Source organism: [Bacillus] enclensis (assembly GCF_001456935.1).
In the GTDB taxonomy this organism is placed as follows: domain Bacteria; phylum Bacillota; class Bacilli; order Bacillales; family Bacillaceae_B; genus Rossellomorea; species Rossellomorea enclensis.
In genome coordinates this window covers 1-21,265 of record NZ_KQ758486.1, presented here as the reverse complement: position 1 = coordinate 21,265, position 21,265 = coordinate 1, and the positions used below count along the sequence as shown (strand labels likewise).

The following is a 21,265-nucleotide window of genomic DNA, read 5'->3' as shown; positions in this document are numbered from 1 at the left end:
CCGGTGTTCTTCTTTCTTCTTATATCTTATATCGGAAGGAAAATGAAATCTGTTAGCCCCGTGCGAGAGTTAGGGATGTGACTTGTTTGGCACCCGCTTCTTTTAGCAGTTTGGCTGCTTGTCTCAGGGTGGTGCCAGTGGTGTAAATGTCGTCGAAGAGGAGGATGGATTGGCCGGTGAGGTTTACTTCAGTTAGAGTGAAAATCTGTTTCTGTTGCAACCTTTCTTGGCGTGATTTTTTGGATTGTTTTTCGGAGTGTGATCTGGTTAGGAGATGCGTGAGAGAGATTCCTGCTTCTTCTAAAAGGGCAGCTGATTGGTTGAATCCTCGTTCGTATTGGCGTTCGTTACTGAGTGGGATGGGGATGATGTGGTCGAATTGGAGTGGCTTAAGGTGATTAGCAAGTTGAGTTCCGAATGCTTTTGCCAGTATGTAGTCGCCCCGGTATTTATATCGTGCTAGATATTCCTTGAGGAAGTCGTTGTATTCAAGGAGCGATGTATTTTTTTGAAGGATGCCTTTCCAGCTTGGCTCTTCCTCCCAACGGTAGCAGTCTAAACACACCTCATCTTTTTTCAATTCATCCGGAAGTTTTTCAAGCGAGCGTGAGCAGTAGGAGCACCTCTGTCCCTCTATCGGCTGCAGTCCTTTTTGACATTCCCCACAAAGGTATTGAGGATCGCTGCGAAAGAGACCTTTCCATGTGATGATTTCTTTAATGGTACTTTGGCAGTACAGACAATGATTACCCATCGATCAACCCCCGCTTCCCTGCTTCTTTGTTCATGCTGTAAATGTGCATGATGGCATTAATCATTCCTTTTGTTTTACCGTAATGAAAATAGACCACATCCCCTTTTGGATATTCGGCACTTCTCCCTGCCCTGCCAGCAATTTGGACGAGAGCACTTTCGGTGAAAATAGATTCTTCAGCTCCCAATACGGCGACATCGATATTGGGAATGGTAACACCCCTTTCTAGAATGGTGGTGGTGAGAAGGATCGGGGTTTCCCCGCTTCTCATCTTTTGAACTTTCTCTTTTCGGTGGGGTTCTTCTGCATGCACAGCTTCTATGGCGGGATTCAACTTTTGAAAAAGAGGGAGTGCCTTTTCCATTATTTTCACTGAAGGAAAAAAGATAAAGGCCTGTTTGTTTTGCTGGAGTCTTTGAAGCGTCCATTTTTTCAATATGGATGGGATTCTGTTTTTCTCAAAAGCCTTATTCCAATTGCCGCACCAGACGAGCCGGGGCATAGGGATGCGATGTCGGTGGTAACGGGCTGGGATGCGGATGTGGTTTTGCTTTTTTGAAGAGCAGTTTTTCTGGGTCTGGGAGTCAGGGGTCGCTGTTAAATAGACAATGGCCGACTTGGATTTGCGCGCTTTTTCCACAGCGTATTTCAGTGTTGGGTCGTAACTGTAGGGAAAGGCATCTACTTCGTCTATGACGATGAAGTCAAAGGCTCTTTTGTATCGGAACAGCTGATGGCTAGTTGTGAGGACGAGCTGGCCGTATTCGTGACGGTCATCAGAGCCTCCGTACAGGGTGGTGATAGATGTGTTGGGAAAGACTTTTTGAAGACGCGGAGAAAGTTCGAGTATGACATCGGTCCTCGGGGCTGCGATGCAGACCCGCTTGTTTTTGGAGAGAGCTTCGTGGATACCTTGGAACAGGACTTCCGTTTTTCCTGCTCCGCAGACTGCCCAGACTAGTAGATTGTCGTTGGTTTTGACAGTGTCTACTACTCTATTTGATGCTTCCTGCTGTGCTTTGGAGAGGGTGCCGGTCCAGTCAAAGAGCGTTAAATTGACGGAGGTCGGCGGTGGTCCAGTCCAGGAAATAAGTGGGGTGCACTCCGATACCCTCCCCATCATGATGCAGTTTCTGCAGTAGGTGCACTCTCCCTGACAGCGAAAACAGTTAAAACGTGCAAATAAATGTTTTTTTCTATTGCCGCAGCGGTGGCAGTGATAGTTATTCAGCCCTTTTCCGTAAGTGATGTATCCGTTGAGGTAGTGTTCGTGGAGGTCCTCTATCGAGAATGACAGTTCGTCTGGGAGGAGGGAGCGGCCGGATAGGTAGTGTTGGAGTTCGGTGGAATACTGGAATGATGGGTTTGGTGGGGTTGGTGGCGGGATTTGTATCGTGGAGATTTTTTTGAGAGGTGTTGATTGGTTGGGGAGTAGCTGTTCTGGGGTTAGGTGGGTGGATTCTTGTTTAAACCTCATTTTGGTTCCTCCTTTGGTTAAGTAAATTCAAGGGGTGGTGCCTGGCACAGAATGCCCTATTTGTTCCTGGCACAATTTGGACGTTTTGTGCCAGGAACAATACATGTTAATTGTGCCTGGCCCCAGCAAATGCAAATCTTCAATATTCTAAGTAGGTGTTTTCTACCAATCTTTAATTTTCAATTTTGATTCAACATAGAACTGATACTTTTGCTGGGGATTTTCACCTAAAGTCTCATAGAGCTTTTCCTTATCAGTAAGTTTGTCATCAAACTTACTGATATAACTCTTATAATTACTCCAGCGGTATTCCTCAGGCATATTAGAATTCCTGGATTTCACAGGGTTTAAGTGAACATAGCTGCTGGTATCCAGAAGCTGCTTCATATTTTTAATTTCCTTGGAATAGTAGCGACCTTGAAACACATGTCCAACATAATTGTATTTTCTATTGAAATATCTTGCATAGATGGAATGGATATAATGAATGATCTCAGTAGGGGAATGATTGATGGTTTCGATTACTAAATGGATATGGTTAGGCATTAGGCAGAAAGAGTGTAAGATGAAGGGCATTCGGAGTTTTGCTCTTAATAGAAGTGATAGATAGTGGTGGTAATCCTTGCTTTCCCTAAAAATATTATTTTTCCTGTTCCCTCGTGCAGTAATGTGATAAATCGTACCAGGTGACCATACTCGAGGTTTTCTTCCCATTGAATCATCCTTTCTAGATTAATAATGACCAACTACATATATTCGACACTCTTCTTCATTTTCCTGCTTTTCATATTAAATAAAGTCTGTGTCTGGCACAGATTGGTCGATTTGTGCCAGGCATAATTTGTCGTATTTGTTCCTGGCACAAACCACCTGAATTGTTCCTGGCACAATCACCCCGTTTTGTTCCTGGCACAACTCCACAAAAAAGCCAGGCACCCAAACCAGCACCTGACCCCCAAACAACCTATTCCGCCAGCCTCTTAGCCCAGCCCATCCCCATCGAGCCTTCACCCAAATGGGTACCGATCACCGGACCAAAATAACTCACATTAAACTCAACATTAGGATACTTCTCAGCCAGTTCCTTCATCCACTCAATCGCTTCTTCCTCACGATTCGCATGTATGATCGAAGCCTGATAAGATCCTCCGTCCTTCACTGCATCCTCCAGCAATCCTTCCACCCTTTTCAACGCCTTCTTACGAGTACGGATCTTCTCAAAAGGAACGATCACTTTATCCACAAAGTGCAGCAAAGGTTTTACCTGCAGCAGACTTCCTATGATCGCCTGAGCCTGCGACAAACGTCCACCGCGCTGCAAGTGCGCCAGGTCATCAACCATGAAGTATGCTTGGACCGTCTCCTTCATTTCATCCAACAGCCGAACGATCTCTTCGGCTCCCTTGCCTTCACGCGCAAGCTTGGCACCTTCAAGAGCATAAAACCCTTGTATCATGCAGCTGATTTCCGAATCATAAGGATAGACCTTGATTCCGTCCACCATTTCGCCTGCCTGCACGGCTCCCTGATAGGTACCGCTGATGCCGCTTGAAAGGTGTACGGAAATGACCGCATCATAGTCACGGGACAATTTTTCGAACAGCTCGACGAATTCGCCGACCGGCGGCTGGGATGTGGTCGGGAGCTTGTCCTGGTTTGTGACTTCTTCATAGAATTCACCGGCTGTGATGTCAATTTCTTCGCGATATGATTCGCCGCCGAGGATGACGCTCAGCGGGATCATGTGTATGTTTAGAGACTCGCGCAATTCTTTCGGGATGTAGGCTGTACTATCCGTTACAATTGCCGTTTTCATAATAGTTACCTCTCTTATTCTTTAGTCTTTTATGTCGATCGGCAGCATGCCCTAATAAGCACCTGCCGACAGCTCGTCTACTCTAACCTATGTATCTTAACCATTTTATATGAAAGTTGTTTCGAATGCACCTCTTTCCCGAAGAACAACCACCCTGAAAATAAAACAAACGTTTGTTTAAGTCCGGTAACCCCGTCAACACTGAGGTTTCAGACTTTAATCAAACGTTTGTTTAAATTCTCACCGCGTCCCCACCGTAAGGGAAGCGATCGTTTTTTTCGACTTCCGGGATGATAAAAATACCCCTGCAAAAATGATGAGAAGGCCGAGGATCAGGTTATGCGTGACCGGTTCCCCCAGCAGCAAAAATCCCCAGATCATCGCCGTTCCCGGGATCAGGTATGTAACCGTCGAGGCGAACTCGGGACTTCCGTTGGTCATGATATAAAAATACAATAATGTAGCAATTCCCGATCCGAAGCAGCCAAGACCGATGATACCGAGTAATGCTTCCCCCGTTAAAAGGCTGCCAACATCAATCGGCTGGGTCACAAGTATCCCGATGAAACCAATCGCGGCACCGATCAGCAGCTGAAAAGTCGAGATGGTCACGACGCTTGTTCCGGCCAGGTATTTTTTTGTGAAATGAGAGGAAAATGCGTAGCTCACGGTGGCCAGAATCATCGTCCCCACGCCGACGAAATCAGAACTGAAGATCCCGCTCACTTCAAAATTCATCAACACTAAAATGCCGAAGAAGCCGACTAGGATGCCGATCCACTGAAAGCTTGTCAGCACGGCTGAGAACAGCAGGAATCCGAGGAGCCCGGTCCAGATCGGGGTCGTTGCGTTCAGGATCGACGCGGTGTTGCTGTTAATCTGCGTTTCGCTGAGTGCAATCAGCGTCCATGGAAGGGCTGCGTTCCCAATGCCCACCACAATCAGTTTCCATATTGGAAGCGGCTTTCTCTCCCCTTTTCGTCTTTGAATGAAGAAGATCGGCAGCAGCACAAGCGCCCCCGCGATGCAGCGAAGAAATACCGTACCCCAGACGCCGGCCGGTTCGATGAGCCATTTGATGAAGACGAAGGACATACCCCAGATGAGACTGAGTCCGATTAAGGCTGTGTATAGGCGTGCCATGGCGGCGCCTCCTTTCTTATCTTTAAGTGTATGTTTACGTTGTACAATTTAATAGTTAAATAGATGTTATACTATATATTTTCCATCCTATCTTATTTTCCCCCTGAAAGGTAGCCCCAATTTACACCCCGCATTTACAAACAATTACAAAAACACTACTTTTCAACCATTCTATTTTTACAACAAAATGCTACTATGTAAGTGTTTGCAACTAAATACATATTTTAGGGGAGATCATGATGAAGAAGAACATGAAAAAAGCAGCCTCTGCCGCTCTAGCCTTAGGACTTATTATCCCTGCAGCCGCACCTTCCATAACGTACGCAGATGTGATGGACCAGGATGTGGTGAAGCTTCGTATCCTTGAAACGACGGATATACATGTAAACCTTGCCAATTATGATTATTACCAGGATAAAGAGACAAACAGCTATGGCCTTGTGAAAACAGCCACCCTCATTAAAAATGCACGAAAAGAAGCCGCCAACAGCCTTCTGTTCGACAACGGAGACCTCCTCCAGGGAAATCCGCTTGGTGATTATGTTGCCAAAGTAGACCCGCTTCAGGATGGGGAAACCCACCCTGTATATAAAGCGATGAACCTCCTTGATTACGACGCAGCGAATATCGGAAATCATGAGTTCAACTACGGTCTGGACTTTCTCGGAAAATCATTGAAGGGATCCAACTTCCCTTATGTCAATGCGAATGTATACAAGGATGACGGGGACAGTGACCCGACCAACGACGAAAACTATTTTAACCCTTATACAATCCTTGATAAGGAAGTCGTCGATGAAGACGGTGAAAAACACACTTTGAAGGTTGGCGTCATCGGATTCACTCCGCCTCAGATCATGCAGTGGGACAAGGCCAACCTCGAAGGAAAAGTGATCACAAAAGATATCGTAGAGACGGCCAATAAATTCGTTCCGCAGATGAAGGCAGAAGGAGCCGATATCATCGTTGCAATCCCTCACTCCGGTATCGGCAGCGTCACGGATGAAGGCATGGAAGAGAACGTCACGTATTCCCTGTCAAAAGTGGACGGCATCGATGCAATCCTGTTCGGTCATTCTCACGGGGTTTTCCCATCTGAATCATATGCAGGGATTGAAGGTGTCGATACTGCGAAAGGCACGATCAATGGCACTGCATCCGTCATGCCCGGCTACTGGGGAAGCCATCTCGGCCTGGTTGATTTAGAACTTCAGCTTAATAATGGGGAATGGTCCGTGGCCGATTCACAATCATCCACCCGTGGAATTGCAGATAAAGACGGCAATCCATTGGTCGACCGTGACGAAGAAGTATTCGGCGCAATTGAAGAAGATCACAATCACACAATCGACTGGGTCAGAAGTGCCGTCGGGGAAACCGAAGCACCAATCAACAGTTATTTTGCTCAGGTAAAGGACGATCCCTCCATCCAGATCGTGACGAATGCGCAGAAATGGTACGTAGAGAAATACATCCAGGGCACTGAATATGAAGGCATCCCGGTGCTCTCAGCAGGTGCACCGTTCAAAGCGGGTACACGCGGTGACGCTTCCTATTACACGGATATCCCGGCAGGCGAACTTGCCATCAAAAACGTTGCAGACCTGTATTTATATCCTAATACACTCCAAGCCGTGCTGATCGATGGTGCACAGGTGAAGGAATGGCTCGAAATGTCAGCAGGTCAGTTCAATCAAATCAACACTTCAACGACCGAAGAGCAGCCGCTGGTTAATGGGGATTTCAGGTCCTATAACTTTGATGTCATCGACGGAGTGACATATGAAATCGATGTGACAAAACCACTCCGATATAATACTGACGGAAAATTGATTAATGAAGATTCACATAGAATCAAGAACCTTAAATACAATGGACAAGCGATTGATCCCGATCAAAAATTCATCGTCGCGACGAATAACTACCGTGCAAGCGGCGGCGGTCACTTCCCTGGCATCGACGGCTCGAATATCATCATCCAGTCGCCGGACGAGAATAGAAACGTCATCATCGACTATATCATGGAGAAAGGCACAATCAACCCTGAGGCGGACGGCAACTGGAATTTCGCTGCCATCAAAGATGATGTGAATGTCGTATTCCAAAGTTCACCTGAGGCGCAGAAATATATCCATGATTCCAGAACGTTTAAGTATCTCGGAACAGAAGACAGCGGTTTTGCCAAGTACTCCATCAAGTTCAAGCAAAGCGATGCAACCAATCCGGGACAGGAAAAGAAAGAGTCCAAAGGGAATTTCCTGACAAACTTCATCTCTTCCGTTGCGCAGACGTTTAACTTCATTAAATAGCAGAAAAGAACCTCCTGACGGGGGTTCTTTTTACATTTATCTCCTTCAAACTGTTAGACTGGGGTTAATATAAACTGAGAGAGGTAGAATCGATGATTGTAATACTGATTTTATTCGTCACATTGCTCCTTGGATATATCGCTTTTTTACTAAACGGAAAGAGCGATTGGAACAGAATCAAAGTACCCCTTCTCCTTTATATGGGCGGAACTTTCATGGTGTTGTATGCAAAACTGGCTGTCGGGGAATTCTTTATCACATTTCTGCTCATCCTGCCCGCTCTCGGCATTCTTGGAGTAGCCCTCTTATGGCTTTTCATTTTGAGTGTGGGGAAGAAAGGGATTGGGAAAAAACTGCTGAAGACCACAGCATTTTGTTTTATTACTCCCTTCCTGTTTTTAATCGGACTAAACCAGGAGACAACCTTCATATTCCATAAGGCTGACTATACAACTGTTTCCGATGCCTTGTTTCAGGCAGTAGATAATGGGCAGATCAGCATTGGAGATGAATTCTCTACACATACATATGACCAGGAAAAACTAAGACCTATTTTATCAGCCAGGGCGATTGACAAGATGGGGCGCCTGAGGGAATCCGGAGGCATTTACTCGATCATCATAGCAGACCGGGACGTGATTTATTTCACCCACGGAGCCGTTTTTCAGTCGATAAGCGGAATTGCCATCACGAGAAACGGGAAGGATCCGGATGCGGATGAAGGGCTCAAATCGCGATTCTTCGACGGGAATACTTCTTTCAGGCATATCTTCAATGATGCTTACTATTTTTCTGACGGACTATAAATGAACATCCTACCTTAGAAGTAGTTTTCACCCTGCCAATCGAAACCATTTAACTTTCATGGGTTTTCATCATATAATGGGAGGGTAGAATTTATAACCAGAGAAAAATTAATTATGGGACTGATCAGGAATGTACAATAAAGAAACTGTTTATAAAGAATTATTGAATGTGATGCATGAAGAGAATATCAAGCGCGATGAAATGCTGAGGGACCATCTTTATACGAAGCTTGGCGGGAAGGCCGATTTCTTCCTCACTCCGACAACGTATGAAGAAGTGCAGAACATCGTGAAGCTTTCCAATAAGGTGGACGTACCGTTCACGCTGCTCGGGAACGGCTCGAACCTGATTGTCAAGGACGGCGGGATCCGTGGGATTGTGCTTCACCTGAAAAACTTCGACGATATCAAGTCAAACGACCAGCAGATCGTGGCACAGAGCGGGGCAGCGATCATTGATGTTTCAAGAAGGGCTCTGGCTGAACGCCTGACAGGACTTGAATTTGCATGCGGGATCCCTGGTACTGTCGGCGGCGCGCTATTTATGAATGCCGGCGCTTACGGCGGGGAAATCAAGGACGTACTCGACTACTGCTACGTGGTCGACCGTCACGGTGAACTTGTTAAACGCACGGCTGCGGACCTCGAGCTTGATTACCGTCACAGCAATATCTCGGAAAATGGCGATATCGTCCTTGAGGCTACCTTCAGCTTAAAGCCGGGGGAATACGAGGATATCAAGGCCGTCATGGATGACCTTACGTATAAAAGGGAATCGAAGCAGCCGCTTGAATATCCATCCTGCGGAAGTGTCTTTAAACGACCGCCGGGATACTTTGCCGGTAAACTGATCCAGGACAGCAGCCTGCAGGGGACGAACTTTGGCGGTGCCGAGGTTTCCACAAAGCATGCCGGGTTCATTGTCAATAAAGACAATGCAACGGCGAAGGATTATATTTCACTTATCGAGCATGTGCAGAAGACGGTGAAAGAGAAGTTCGATGTGGAGCTGGAGCGTGAAGTCCGTATCATTGGTGAGGATTTGGAATAAAGAAGAAAATCAGGGTCCCAACTAGTGGGCCCTGATTTTTTTATCTCTTCACCGCATCGACGATCAAGGATACGAAACCTAATTCCCCATTTTTATTCCGATGATCAAAGCGTTTCGATCGATAAATAAAACCGTGTTCTTCATCCCAATCATTATAAATGAATTCTCCCTTGTCATTGCAATATTCCAACAGCCGGACTTCGAATCCGGCTTCTTCAAACATCCTGGCAAGAGTTTGATAAGTATGTACAATTTTATGACTTGCTGCTGGGTGATCGGCTGGTCCCGGCCCTCCAACCTGAACCCCCTTTTGATATTCTTCATTCGGAAAGTTGCCATCCGGCACCGCACAACGCACGTATCCACCTGATTTTAAATAGGTGTAGCAATTCCTGGCACCCTTCACACCTTCTTCATAAGTCAAATGCTCCCATACATGCTCTGCCAAGATAGCTTGTATGCTGTGCTCATTGAATAAACCTGCCCAATCTTCTTGATTTAATAGGTTAAGTACTTCTTCCTGTGTTTGCATCCATGTTGGATTGTTGGAATACTCTCCTGCACCTATCACCACACGGCTTTCCTTTTGTCCAGGCATTTCCCTTCACTCCTTTTCGTTCTATATTCATTCTATATTAAACACGAAATACCTTTAAAAGACTTGCAGACATAAAAAAACAGCCTAATAAAATTAGACTGCCTGAAGGTTCCGCTGGCTTTATTTATTTCTCTGAACAGGTGCAGGCTTCGGTTTACGGAAGAGGCGGATGTTCGTGTTTTGCGACTGCTGGACTTTCGCATCGAATTCCATCATTTCGCGGGCCTTCACGTATAAAAGGGACACAGCCTAGCCCTCCTTTTAAAATTGGTTAGTTAGTTTCTGTATACCCAGCGAGTAAACTCTAAAACTCAAAAGTTTAAAAATCATAGTCCCACAAAATTTTCCATTCATTTTTTTCCCGCGCCACATAACAAATCTGGCTGATCGTCATCTCGCCAAACTGGCTGTCAAACAGCAGGTCCACCTTCGCAGACCTCACATCCTTGAACGTCGGTCCATCTTTACTGAACTCAAAATCCTCTATTTCTTCGATGTCCCCCACTTCCACTTCAAAGGAATCCACTCCCATATGGCCGAGGAACACATGATTCTTCGTTTGGACATAAGATGCTTTTCCGAATTTCTTCTTCATTTCAGAATGAAACAGCTCCCACGAATTCCCAAAGTCACCCTTCCGCTCATAATCGTAAAATTCCTCAATGACTTGCTCAGGCGAATCCCCCTCACCGCTCCCAAGCACACTTACGAAAAGGAAGAGGAGAATCATACCGACGATGCCCATTAGTAAAAGAGGAATCGGATTTTTCCGTCTCCGCATCCTTTCACCCCTGTCTTGATCTTTTACAATCATTTTTATGATGGACTGCCCTCCCGTATGTGGTATTCAGAGATTAAATAAAAAACCTCCCTGAAAATAATCAAGAAGGTTAGTCTGACGTATAGTCAATTTCGATCAAATCCCAGGCTGTGACGATCCCAAGTGGAGTTTCATCATCCCTGCCATTTTCCGTGATGATGACGGCTTCAATGTCCAGTTTTTGCTGATGATAGTGTTCAAAACATTCTTCTACATCAAAAATGGTGGAGGTTCTAGCCTGAAACGTTAACGGTGGTCTCTTCTCAACTTCAAATACATCTTGTATCTTGACATCGGATAAATCGACAATGCTTCCCATCATACGCTCAGCGAGCCATTTCACGATGCTTTTAGCGGTGAGCAGACCAAGGCATCTATTTCCTTCATACACTGGATATTGAGAATAGTTACATGCCTTTATCGCACTGATGACATCTTCTATACGATCTTCCAGGTGAAAGAAAATCACTTCTTTTGTCGCAATTGTCAATGCATAATTGGGGCTGTGTAAGACCCTTGCGATTTTCTCGATTCTTTCCACTACTTCCGGATGGGGTTCCGCTATGTAATAGCCCAGCTCCGTTTTTTCATGAACAAGCGCATTTCGCAGTTTGGCATATTGAAAGAGTTCATCCTGATAGGTACTGATGATCTTATGATGCCGCCCCGAATGAACAAGGCTTGTGAATCTGTCCGATCTGGATTTCAACTGCTTTTTTAATGCATCATGGATTTGATTGAATGCCACTTCGTATCGCTCGGATAGTGAGTAGGTCGTTGTATTCATCTTAAATTCCTTCCTGTACGTCCAGCTTGGATAAGATCTCTTCCTTTTTCTTTACCAAATAAGGCATGTGCTGATCATCTTGAACCATCTCGAAAATCAATATAGACTTCTCCAGATAGTCCAGTGCTTTCTCGAACTGCCCTTCCAATTCATAATTATAACCGATTTGATAGTGCAATTGTCCCAATCCGTATAAATTCTCTTCTTCAAGACACCACCTGATTGCCTCCTGGCACCGTGCTGTTGATTCCTCGTAATTGCCCAGACGGGTTTGAACTCTCGCTATATTATAAAGCATCCTTGTTTTTATTGACTTATCATTTAATTGGTCAAACTTCTTTAACCCTTGGCGTACTTTATTGTAGATCTCCAGTGCTTTTTCATAATTTTCGCCGGTAAGTTCCATTGCACCTATGCTGAGGAGAATTTCCATTTCTCTTTCAGAAAGCGCTTTTTTACTGTCATAAGTGAGGTGGAATGCTTCCCAGAAAATAGTTATCGCGGTTTCTCGCTGTTTTTCAATTTCAAACGTATAGATCCCCCTATGCCAAAGGAGGAGCTGCAGGTTGTAATCATCCTTGAAGAAGATGGGATTCTTCTCTTCGGCCCAAATCACCTCCACCATTTCTTCATACCTAAGCTGTATTCTCAGCTTCCTCAACTGCCGCTCGACCTCTTTTATATAATCAAGCCTTGGCGTTGTGCCGATTTCAAAGAAATAGTTTACGTCCACTCCCAGTTTCCTGGAGATTTGATAAAGGGTGGTGGAGCTTGGAAAAATATCGCCCTTTTCAATCCGGCTGATCAGGGCCTGAGTGCAAATGCCTTCTGCAAGCTCCCCCTGTGTCAGTCCGACAACCTTGCGTAGTTCATTGATTTTCGTACCTATCAAGGAATAATCCACACATCCACTCCCCTTCACTCTCCCCAGCCTTTGTTAGGTGGAATATTAATATTTTTATATTTTATAAGGAAACCTGTCGATTGCTTTGAAAAAGAAGCAGGAGTCCCCTCTCATGACGCCAGAGTCCAAATCCATCTTCTTTCATACTATGATTTAATAGATTCAACGACAAATTACAATACCTGTTGATGCACTTCTCTTTATGGGAAGTGCTTTTTTTTAGGTGTTATCTTTTATTTTCTCTAACAGCTCTTCCTTCTTTGAATGAATGAAGGAAACGAGCTTCTGATTGCCCTGGATTCTGAAAAGCATTTCTGCTTTGTTGAGATATGGCAAGGCCTCTTCCCATAACCCTTGCAGTTCAAGATTATAACCAATGTGATAATTCAAATGGGCAAATCCATATAAGTTCTCCACCTTAATATTCCATTTCAATGCCTCTTTGCAATATTCGATTGATTCCTTATAACGCCCCTGTCTCGTAAAAACCCTGGCGATATTATAGTAGAGACGGGTCTTTATCGATTTATCATGCAAATACACTGCAAGGCGTATCGATTGCCCCACTTTATCATACATCTTCAGCGCTTCCTCATAATGACACCTGCTGAATTCAATGATGCCGAGACTGATGGAAATGGTCATTTCACGTTCTGACATCGCTCTCTTCTGATCATAAGTGAGCATCAAGGCGTCTTCCATCAAGCGATACGCCTTATCCCCGTCTTTTTCTATTTCTTGAGCGTAAATGCCTCGGTGCCAAAGGAGAAGTTGTTTATTATAAGCATCATTCATGAACAACGGATTTTTTTCTTCCGCTTTGACGATGTCCATAATATCCTCATATAATAATTTCCCCCTCAGTTTCCGAAGCTGCCTCTCCACTTCCCTGATATAATCCAATCTTGGAGTAGACCCGATTTCAAAAAAGTAGTTTACATCAACACCAAGTCTGGTTGAAATTCTATAAAGAACGTCAGCACTGGGATCGACAGCTCCTTTTTCAATACGGCTGATCAGTGCCTGGGTGCAAATCCCCTCAGCCAGTTCACCCTGGGTCAATCCTGAGATATTCCTAAGCTCTTTTATTTTCTTGCCAATCAATGAATAATCCATTTAATCACTTCCCCAGAAAATGAAAGTTCTTCGTTATAAACGAAATATTAATATTTTTATATTGTTTGAGAAAAGAGCCAAAAAGAATCCTCAGACCACCCTTAACCACTGCACATGCACCATATTCGTGAATTCAAGGTTTGTTTGTATATGTTTTAATGAAGGTAACGACAAATTACAATACCTGTTGACGGCACTTCTCTTTATGGGAAGTGCTCTTTTTTAACCTTCGGCTCTCTCCTTCATCATAACCATGATTTGCTCTTTTTTCTTCACAAGGAATGAATGATATCCGTTGTTATTACGCATTTCGAATATGACCATTGCTTTTTCTATAAAGGGCAGTGCCTCGTCCAGCTTCCCTTCCTGTTCATAGTTGTGTCCGATATGATAATAGAGTTCACCCAGCCCCCAGAAATGCTCCTCTTCCACACACCATCGTATGCCTTCCTGACAATACTTGGTTGACTCCTCATACTTCCCTGAACGGGTTAAACTTCTGGCAATATTATAAAGGAGCCTTGTTTTGATCGATTTATCAGCAAGATGCTCCAGCGTTTTTAGGGCGTCATTTACTTGCTCATAGAGGACCATTGATTCTTCAAGGTTACCAAGATTAAATTCAAAAACCCCGCGGGTCATAAGGATTTCAATTTCCCGTTCACTCAGCAGCTTTTTGGGTCCTGCAGTGAGTTCATATGCCTCTTTTAAAAGCTGGATCGCTTTCGCATGATTCTTTTCCACTTCAAAGAGAAAAATGCTCTTATGCCACAAAAGAAGCTGCAGATTAGCGGGTTCATTATAAAAAAGGGGATTTCTTTCCTCCAGTTTTACAACATCCATCATTTCGTTGTATTTCAACTTAATTCTCAAGGCCCTTAACTGACGTTCGACTTCTTTGATATAATCCAGCCTCGGTGTAGAACCAATTTCAAAGAAATAATTGACATCCACCCCTAATTTCTTGGATATCTGATAGAGAGATGCAGCACTTGGATAGATGTCCCCTTTTTCGATACGGCTGATCAATGCCTGGGTACAAATATCTTTTGCCAGCTCCCCCTGCGTGAGTCCAACCTCTTTCCTTAGCTCACGAATCTTTGTCCCAATGGCTGAATAGTCCAAGTCCATCCCTCCATTCTTTAAATATTAATATCTTTATATTTTACCAGATAACCGTAAATAAATTTCAAATCGACTGACATTTCGACAGTTAATCGACCGAGAATGAGAATGCAGGGATTTCTTATCTATGTTTTAATAACCATAACGACAAATTACAATACCTGTTGACGGCACTTCTCTTTATGGGAAGTGTCCTTTTTTATGGACCTATTTTTCATATAACTCCAAAGGCAAACCATCCGGATCTTGAAAAAAGGTGAATCGTTTTTCAGTATAAGGATCCAGCCTGATTTCTTCGGTCTCAATGCCGTTCCGCTTCAGTTCCGAGATGGACTCTTCTATATCATCCACCTCAAACGCTAAGTGGCGCAGACCGCGTGCTTCCGGGTAACTTGGCCGGTCAGGGACTTCCGCGAATGAAAAGAGTTCGATGACGTACTCCCATTTTAAAGCAAGGTCCAATTTATATGACTGTCTTTCTTCTCTATACATTTCTCTGATCGGTTCCAGCCCCAGTTTGTTTACATAAAAATCTTTTGATGCTTCGTAGTCCGAGCATATGATGGCAATATGGTGAATGCGTTTTAAGTTCATGGTAATCCCCTTTGCGTTTTATAGTGATGCCCGGCACCATAGCGGGTAGTTGTGGTAAGGGAGTTGTGCCAGACACAGAACCCTGCATTTGTGCCTGGCACAAACACGTCCTTTTGTTCCTGGCACAACAGCGTACGTGATGAAATATCACTACGAAAAAAAGAAGCAGCCTAAAAAGACCGCTTCCTCCCATAACATATTACTTAATCGCATCCGTCAAAACAGGTACGATTTGCTTCTTACGGGAAACAACACCTTTCAACACTGCTGTGTTGTTTTCAAGCTTTACGTTGAACGCTTCCTCTACTTCTGCCTGCTTGCTTCCAAGAGCCAATGCAGTCGAGTCGTTTTCAAGGATATCTGTCACAACCAATAAGAAAAGGTCCAATCCTTTTTCCTTGATCAGTGTTTCCATTGCAGCCTCAAGCTCAGCCTGGCGTCCAAGCACATCATTTGTATCAACAACGTTCACCTGTGCGACTTCCACTTTGGAAGTACCCATGGAGAATTCTTTTGCATCAAGGGTCACAAGCTCTGCGATTGACTTGGAGCTCATGTCCGCTCCTGCTTTCAGCATTTCAAGGCCGTATTCCTGAGCGTCGACTCCAGCGATTTCAGCCAGTTCGTTTGCTGCTGCTACGTCTTCGTCTGTGCAAGTCGGTGATTTGAATAACAGGGAATCCGAGATGATTGCTGACAGCATCAATCCGGCCATTTGCTTTGTTACTTCAACGCCTTTTTCTTTGTAGATTTTATTTAAAATTGTTGCCGTACATCCAACCGGCTCTGCGCGGTAATACAACGGATCCGCTGTCTCAAAGTTCGCGATGCGGTGGTGGTCGATGACTTCGAGCACACGGACTTCTTCGATGTCACTCGCACTTTGCTGACGCTCGTTGTGGTCAACAAGGATGACCGTATCCGTTTCGTTTGCAACCGTCTCAACAAGACGCGGTGCCTCTACCTTGAAATAGTCCAGCGCGTATTGTGTTTCACCGTTTACTTCCCCCAGGCGGACCGGCTCAACGTCCATGCCGATTTTGGATTTAAGGTCGGCATATACAATTGCCGAAGTGATTGTATCCGTATCAGGATTTTTGTGACCGAAAATAAGTGTTTTACTCATGATCATTCTCCTTACTCTATGTATTTTAATGATTGAATTTCACTCTTTACATTTTCTTATAGTACCATATTTCACGGCCGTTTTCGTCAGTTTGTTGATTTTTGGAGACAGGAAAATGGTACATATTTTATCTTATATCGGTGTGAAAGACAAATAAAAGGAAGAAATTTACCAGATGGAAAAGCGGCTAAGTTATTTTATATATGGTATGATTTTAGTAGAAGGAGGTGAATGATAATGGATCAGGTATTACAGGCGATAAAAGAACTGCAAGATCAGATGACCCGATTTGAAGCCAATGTGAATGAACGATTTGATAGACTGGAAGGTCGTATGGACAAGTTGGAAACTCGCATGGATAGTTTGGAAGGTCGAATGGCTAACTTGGAAAACCGGATGGATAGTTTAGAAGTTCGAATGGATAACCTGGAAAGCCGGATGGATAAATTGGAGCATCGACTGGACGGGGTGGAAGTGCGGATGGACAACATTGAGAACAGAATGGACAAGTTGGAAACAAAAATGGACCTCATCGATGAAAGCCAGCGCGAGACCCAGGATAACATCATGACCCTCGTGAAAGAAAATTGGGATCACAAGAAAGAGCTTCAGAAGGTGAAGCGGCGAGTGGGGATGGATTTGATCTGATTCTGATTTCTTCTTAACACTTCAATATTATTCCTCTTATATCTTCAAATTGAATACTCCATAAAGAATCCCGCCATGTGAAATTTATGGCGGGATATTATTTTAGAATAACTGCATTTGCTCACTCGTATCCGTCTTCTCCTGTTGAACTTTATACCCTAAAGAGTTGTAGCCTTTCAACCTTTTTTCGAACATTTTCTTCAGTACCGGGATTTTTCGATCGACATAGTCATATACCTTTACATCCTGCTTTAGATGATGGATACGGTGGAGCCTGCCTCCATATTGCTGCAAGGTTCCCTTCCAGGAGACCGGCATGGTCAGAAACAATGTATCCAGTCTCGAATCGTCAAATCCTTCACCTATATATTTCCCTGTGGCAATGATGATTCTTTCTTCAGAGTCAGGAATCTCCTTCAACCGCTGCAGCCTCGCCCTCTCGTCTTTTTTACTCAAGCCGCCTTTTAATACGATAACGTTCTTGGCAAAACCTTGCAGACGCTCTGTCAGTATATCGATATGTTTCTGTCTCTCTGTCAAAACGATGGGACTGCGGTCCTCGTCGAGAGATTTCAAAATATCATTGAAGATCATCTCATTTCGTTTCTCATCTTCTTGGAGCTCATTAAACAGGGACTGGATGGTCTCTTTTTTTTAATGAAAGACGGTGTTTCTTTGAATAAGCAAGTGGTCGAAATGGTGGACCTTTGCCTGTGATTTCGCATTTACTTTATGTCGGATCGGGCCGCATTGCATGGTCATGATCGGGTGCAGGCCGTCTTTTCTCGTCGGGGTTGCGGTCAATCCCAACACAAAGCCGGCGCGGGCTTCTTTCATCACTTTTTCAAACGTAAAAGCAGAGATATGATGGCACTCATCAACAATGATATGGCCATACCCTCTTACTTTCATAAGATTTTCGTGTTTGGATGTCAACGTCTGAATCGTTGCGATATCAATCTTTCCGCTCGGCTTGTTCTTTCCTCCGCCGATAATGCCTATTTCATCTTTCTCACAGCCAAGAAAAGCAGACAGACTTTCCTTCCACTGTTCGAGCAACTGTTTTCTATGGACAATAATCAAAGTATTGGTCTGTCTCTTGTTAATCATGGCAGCCCCGACAACCGTCTTACCGAAACCGGTAGTGGCAGACAATACTCCATACTTATGATCGGATAACATTTCAACAGCTTCCTGTTGTTGGGGAAACAAGCTTCCATTGAAGTCTATTTCATGCAACTCCCTTATCGTTTCATCTTGCAAAATAGGTTTAATATCATGATCTTCACACAGCTTCAGAACTTCTTCCAGACAGCCCCGAGGCAGGATGATTTCCTTTTCGTTCTCACCGGAACATTTGATCAGACGTGGAATTTGGCTGGTGGACATTCTATTGGCTTGAGCTTTGTAGAAAGCAGGATTGTTGAAAACCGTCAGATCTATGAGTTTTTTAATAAGGGAAGAAGAAAGTTTATCTTTTTTTATAGCGATGCCGTTTTTAAGGACGATAATAAGTTCTTCCGGCATTGTTTGAGTATGCTTTTGGGTGAATGTCTCCTCACCGGCATTCGCAATAAACTGCTGAATTTGCCCCCTGCTCATTTTAGGAATGGAAGCAAGATATCTCCATTGATCTGCGGTGGGTTCAAGATTATCTTCAAGAAATAAGCTGTTCCCTTCTTTTCTGGACCTCCCCTGAAGCGGGAGTGCAATGAGATTTCCAAATCCTCCTTTAGGCAGCTTATCCTGATTTGGGAAAAGCCGGTCGTAGGAATCGATTCCTAAAGCATAATGCTTTTCAAGCGTCTTAGTTAATAAAAGCGACCCCATCTTTCTTGCCATCGAAGCCGGAATTGCTTCGTTAAAAAACACCCATACATGACAACCGTTCCCAGAACGAGACCGCTCAACCGCACAAGGAATTCGGTGAAACCTGCATGTTTCGATAAAGGCCCGTACATCCTCTTTCCAGCCCCCTTTATCAAAATCCACCGCAAGAAAATAACATGTATCGTCATCAAGGATCGGATAAATGCCAACCGTTTTACGCCCGCTTAAATGGTCATACAGGACTGAATCTGTCAGGGGCAGGTAACTTCGGTGCGGACATGCGCTGCATTTAATCTCGGGCTTCTTGCATATAGTGGGATGCCATTCATGTTCACAGGCGGGAGAATAACCCGAGTGACCTTTCTTGGACTCCCACCTGAGGGCAAAGACATCGTTCCTTCCCCTGAAGTAACGTTTGTAAATTTTCATTCGTTCATTGATTATTTCCTGCTTAGAAGAGACGGGGGTGTTTGGCTGCGGATCATATTGAATCTTATGTTTCTTTAAAAGCTGTTTCAGCCGAAGGTTCTCCTGTCTTAATCGCTCACATTCTTTGAGTACCTGCTGATAAGAAATTTGAGAATCAGGCATACTAAAACCTCAACTTTTTAAAAGTTTAGTTAATTTAAAGGATACTAGAATTTCCCGAGTAGTCAAAGGTAGGTATTAGCAGTATGGTCACAACCTATTATTCGTAAACCATAAAAAAAACAGGGGTGCCTCCCTGCTTTTTCTTGGTTACAGCATAACTTTCCCCGGCGCCCTGGACCCGGCACGGATAATCATCTCAATCATTGCTTCCGTCATGTTGAGGTGCTTAACGTCAGTCCCTTGGATCAGCTCCTGCGTATTCCCATCATCAAATTTAAGGTTCCCCGCAAGATAGACTTTGAACACATCAATCAGACTGTTGAGGCGAATCTCTTCTTCATCCAGCTGCTCATCTGAACTTTCCACAACAGACAAACTGTGAAACTCGAGGGCTTCTTTCACCATCTGCAGGAGTTCGGCGTTTGTCGGCGGATTTGGGTTCGTGATGTGATAGATCTTATCCTTTTCTGCTTTTTGCGGTGCCAGACTCAGGATATCGGCGACATAATCGACCGGGACGAGATTGGAAGTTCCCTCTTTGGCAGCCAGCAGTCTATATGTGCGGTCTTCGTTGCTTCTCCTCGCCGTCTTTCTTTTAAAAACAGCCAAGGCACGCATGAATCCGTACAATGTGAACTGTGAATCGGCTTCTCCGGTTTTGGAATCCCCGACGATGATGGCCGGCCGGAAAATGGAGATGTCCATCTGGTCGCGGTAGCTAAAAACGAGATGTTCCGATTTCACTTTGCTCTCTTCGTACGGGTTGTTGAATCTTCCATCTGTCGGATAAAGTTCTTCCACTCCATGCGGGAGCGTCCCGACTGTGTAGGCCGTGCTTACATAATAAAACGTACTGGCATTTAGTCGCGATGCCAATTCGAGAATATGTTTCGTGCCATCATAGTTGGCTGCAAATAATTCGCCGCGTAAATCGAGATCGAATTTCACCAGCGCTGCCAGATGATAGACAGCGTCGATTTTATTGGTCAGCCATTCGATATCATCAGGTGACAGCCCTGCCATCGCCTGGGTGATATCGCCTTGATAGATATGGATCCTGCGTTGGTCTGTGGTCGGGAATGATTCGCGAAGAGTCTCTGCTTTCTGCACATTTCTTACTAAAATATAGATTTCATTCTGTTTATCTAGTAAAAGGTTCTTGATGAGCCTGCCGCCAAGAAAACCTGTAGCTCCTGTTAAAAATAGATTCAACATAATCACTCCTGATGTGTGTCGGTTCTTAGATTTCCACTATCATAGCATAATTCGGAGCGCTTTTTGGTAAGAGTGAGGGATTTTACCGCCAATGTTGTGGGATTTCCAGGTTAAGGAAGGAGGTTTACCGCTGCATACTGGATTTATAGTTGATTAGGGTCTCTATATGATTGATTGGCTCCCCGTTCTGTGTGGTTGGGGAGCGGAATCTTTTAATTTTTGGACTTCTGTCAAGAAAATGGACACCTAAAAATGAGAATGTTTTAGCTGAAATCCCTACCGCACTTTCGTTTGGTGGGGCATTAGAAACAATCAATCTAAAACCAAGATTGATTGCCTCTAACGCCTAAGATGAATTTATGAGATTGAGTCCAGGTTTGAACGCTGATAATTTCTCTCAAAATTGTTTGGGGAAAGATACCCCAGCTTTGAATGTTTTCTTCTCTCGTTGTACCGGTTTGAAATATAGTGGTTAATGACTTTTGTCGCTTCATCCCTTGTTTTAAATCTAGAACGATAGATAAGTTCTTTTTTGATTGTCGCATGAAATGATTC

The 21,265-nt window shown here is 44.2% G+C and carries 22 protein-coding genes; 4 read left to right on the top strand and 18 right to left on the bottom strand.

The features are described from left to right. Positions 1-52 precede the first annotated feature (52 nt). The 5 genes from AS034_RS17475 to AS034_RS17455 form a co-directional block, all read right to left on the bottom strand. Positions 53-754, bottom strand: a complete 702-nt coding sequence (locus AS034_RS17475; protein WP_058299551.1) for a ComF family protein — start codon at positions 752-754, stop codon at positions 53-55. Then, complete coding sequence (locus AS034_RS17470; RefSeq protein WP_074440070.1) at positions 747-2,231, bottom strand: ATP-dependent helicase ComFA; 1,485 nt, start codon at positions 2,229-2,231, stop codon at positions 747-749. Before AS034_RS17470 ends, AS034_RS17475 begins: the two co-directional genes overlap by 8 nt. Before the next feature lie 162 nt (positions 2,232-2,393). Further along, positions 2,394-2,945, bottom strand: coding sequence for a transposase (locus tag AS034_RS17465; protein ID WP_074440069.1), 552 nt, complete (start codon positions 2,943-2,945; stop codon positions 2,394-2,396). Between the two features lie 250 nt (positions 2,946-3,195). After that, entirely contained in the window at positions 3,196-4,047 is an 852-nt protein-coding gene (locus AS034_RS17460) for a DegV family protein (protein WP_058299549.1), read from the bottom strand. Between the two features lie 240 nt (positions 4,048-4,287). After that, on the bottom strand, positions 4,288-5,190 hold the full coding sequence (locus AS034_RS17455; protein WP_058299548.1) for a DMT family transporter: 903 nt from the start codon (positions 5,188-5,190) through the stop codon (positions 4,288-4,290). 236 nt (positions 5,191-5,426) lie between these two features. On the opposite strand from AS034_RS17455, the gene AS034_RS17450 reads away from it, so the two are divergent. The 3 genes from AS034_RS17450 (at position 5,427) to murB (ending at position 9,356) form a co-directional block, all read left to right on the top strand. Beyond that, a complete protein-coding gene (locus AS034_RS17450) occupies positions 5,427-7,499 on the top strand; it encodes a bifunctional 2',3'-cyclic-nucleotide 2'-phosphodiesterase/3'-nucleotidase (RefSeq protein WP_082641742.1) in 2,073 nt (690 codons plus the stop codon). A 92-nt stretch (positions 7,500-7,591) separates the two neighbouring features. Next, the gene (locus tag AS034_RS17445) at positions 7,592-8,305 is read left to right on the top strand and encodes a hypothetical protein (protein ID WP_032086749.1); all 714 of its coding nucleotides are present in this window, start codon (positions 7,592-7,594) and stop codon (positions 8,303-8,305) included. A gap of 130 nt (positions 8,306-8,435) precedes the next feature. Continuing rightward, positions 8,436-9,356 carry a UDP-N-acetylmuramate dehydrogenase gene (murB, locus tag AS034_RS17440; protein ID WP_058299547.1) on the top strand — a complete coding sequence of 307 codons (921 nt, stop codon included), beginning with the start codon at positions 8,436-8,438 and terminating at the stop codon, positions 9,354-9,356. Between the two features lie 40 nt (positions 9,357-9,396). Here murB and AS034_RS17435 read toward each other — a convergent pair whose 3' ends face one another. From AS034_RS17435 to AS034_RS17400, 9 genes are all read right to left on the bottom strand, one after another. Continuing rightward, positions 9,397-9,954, bottom strand: a complete 558-nt coding sequence (locus AS034_RS17435; RefSeq protein ID WP_058299546.1) for a class I SAM-dependent methyltransferase — start codon at positions 9,952-9,954, stop codon at positions 9,397-9,399. Positions 9,955-10,074: 120 nt separating this feature from the next. Continuing rightward, entirely contained in the window at positions 10,075-10,200 is a 126-nt protein-coding gene (locus AS034_RS23370) for a hypothetical protein (protein ID WP_269751569.1), read from the bottom strand. A gap of 73 nt (positions 10,201-10,273) precedes the next feature. Continuing rightward, positions 10,274-10,735, bottom strand: a complete 462-nt coding sequence (locus tag AS034_RS17430; protein ID WP_074440075.1) for a hypothetical protein — start codon at positions 10,733-10,735, stop codon at positions 10,274-10,276. Positions 10,736-10,844: 109 nt separating this feature from the next. Then, entirely contained in the window at positions 10,845-11,561 is a 717-nt protein-coding gene (locus AS034_RS17425) for a CBS domain-containing protein (protein WP_058299544.1), read from the bottom strand. Position 11,562: 1 nt separating this feature from the next. After that, positions 11,563-12,465 carry a helix-turn-helix domain-containing protein gene (locus AS034_RS17420; protein WP_058299543.1) on the bottom strand — a complete coding sequence of 301 codons (903 nt, stop codon included), beginning with the start codon at positions 12,463-12,465 and terminating at the stop codon, positions 11,563-11,565. 219 nt (positions 12,466-12,684) lie between these two features. After that, positions 12,685-13,581 carry a helix-turn-helix transcriptional regulator gene (locus AS034_RS17415; protein ID WP_058299542.1) on the bottom strand — a complete coding sequence of 299 codons (897 nt, stop codon included), beginning with the start codon at positions 13,579-13,581 and terminating at the stop codon, positions 12,685-12,687. Positions 13,582-13,803: 222 nt separating this feature from the next. After that, a complete protein-coding gene (locus AS034_RS17410; RefSeq protein ID WP_058299541.1) occupies positions 13,804-14,706 on the bottom strand; it encodes a helix-turn-helix domain-containing protein in 903 nt (300 codons plus the stop codon). A 207-nt stretch (positions 14,707-14,913) separates the two neighbouring features. Next, positions 14,914-15,300 carry an SMU1112c/YaeR family gloxylase I-like metalloprotein gene (gene gloA2 / locus AS034_RS17405; protein WP_058299540.1) on the bottom strand — a complete coding sequence of 129 codons (387 nt, stop codon included), beginning with the start codon at positions 15,298-15,300 and terminating at the stop codon, positions 14,914-14,916. 199 nt (positions 15,301-15,499) lie between these two features. Continuing rightward, complete coding sequence (locus AS034_RS17400; RefSeq protein WP_058299539.1) at positions 15,500-16,426, bottom strand: manganese-dependent inorganic pyrophosphatase; 927 nt, start codon at positions 16,424-16,426, stop codon at positions 15,500-15,502. A gap of 237 nt (positions 16,427-16,663) precedes the next feature. Between AS034_RS17400 and AS034_RS17395 the strand changes: the two genes are divergently transcribed. Then, complete coding sequence (locus tag AS034_RS17395; protein WP_058299538.1) at positions 16,664-17,074, top strand: coiled-coil domain-containing protein; 411 nt, start codon at positions 16,664-16,666, stop codon at positions 17,072-17,074. 102 nt (positions 17,075-17,176) lie between these two features. Here AS034_RS17395 and AS034_RS23430 read toward each other — a convergent pair whose 3' ends face one another. The 4 genes from AS034_RS23430 to AS034_RS17380 all read right to left on the bottom strand — a co-directional run bounded on the left by AS034_RS23430 (position 17,177) and on the right by AS034_RS17380 (position 21,232). Continuing rightward, on the bottom strand, positions 17,177-17,668 hold the full coding sequence (locus AS034_RS23430) for a DEAD/DEAH box helicase (protein WP_336433377.1): 492 nt from the start codon (positions 17,666-17,668) through the stop codon (positions 17,177-17,179). 60 nt (positions 17,669-17,728) lie between these two features. Further along, a complete protein-coding gene (locus AS034_RS17390; protein ID WP_336433376.1) occupies positions 17,729-19,495 on the bottom strand; it encodes a TOTE conflict system archaeo-eukaryotic primase domain-containing protein in 1,767 nt (588 codons plus the stop codon). A 147-nt stretch (positions 19,496-19,642) separates the two neighbouring features. Beyond that, positions 19,643-20,707 (bottom strand): SDR family oxidoreductase, encoded by a 1,065-nt coding sequence (locus tag AS034_RS17385; protein ID WP_058299670.1) that lies wholly within the window; start codon positions 20,705-20,707, stop codon positions 19,643-19,645. 360 nt (positions 20,708-21,067) lie between these two features. Then, entirely contained in the window at positions 21,068-21,232 is a 165-nt protein-coding gene (locus tag AS034_RS17380; RefSeq protein WP_082641752.1) for an IS3 family transposase, read from the bottom strand. Positions 21,233-21,265 lie beyond the last annotated feature (33 nt).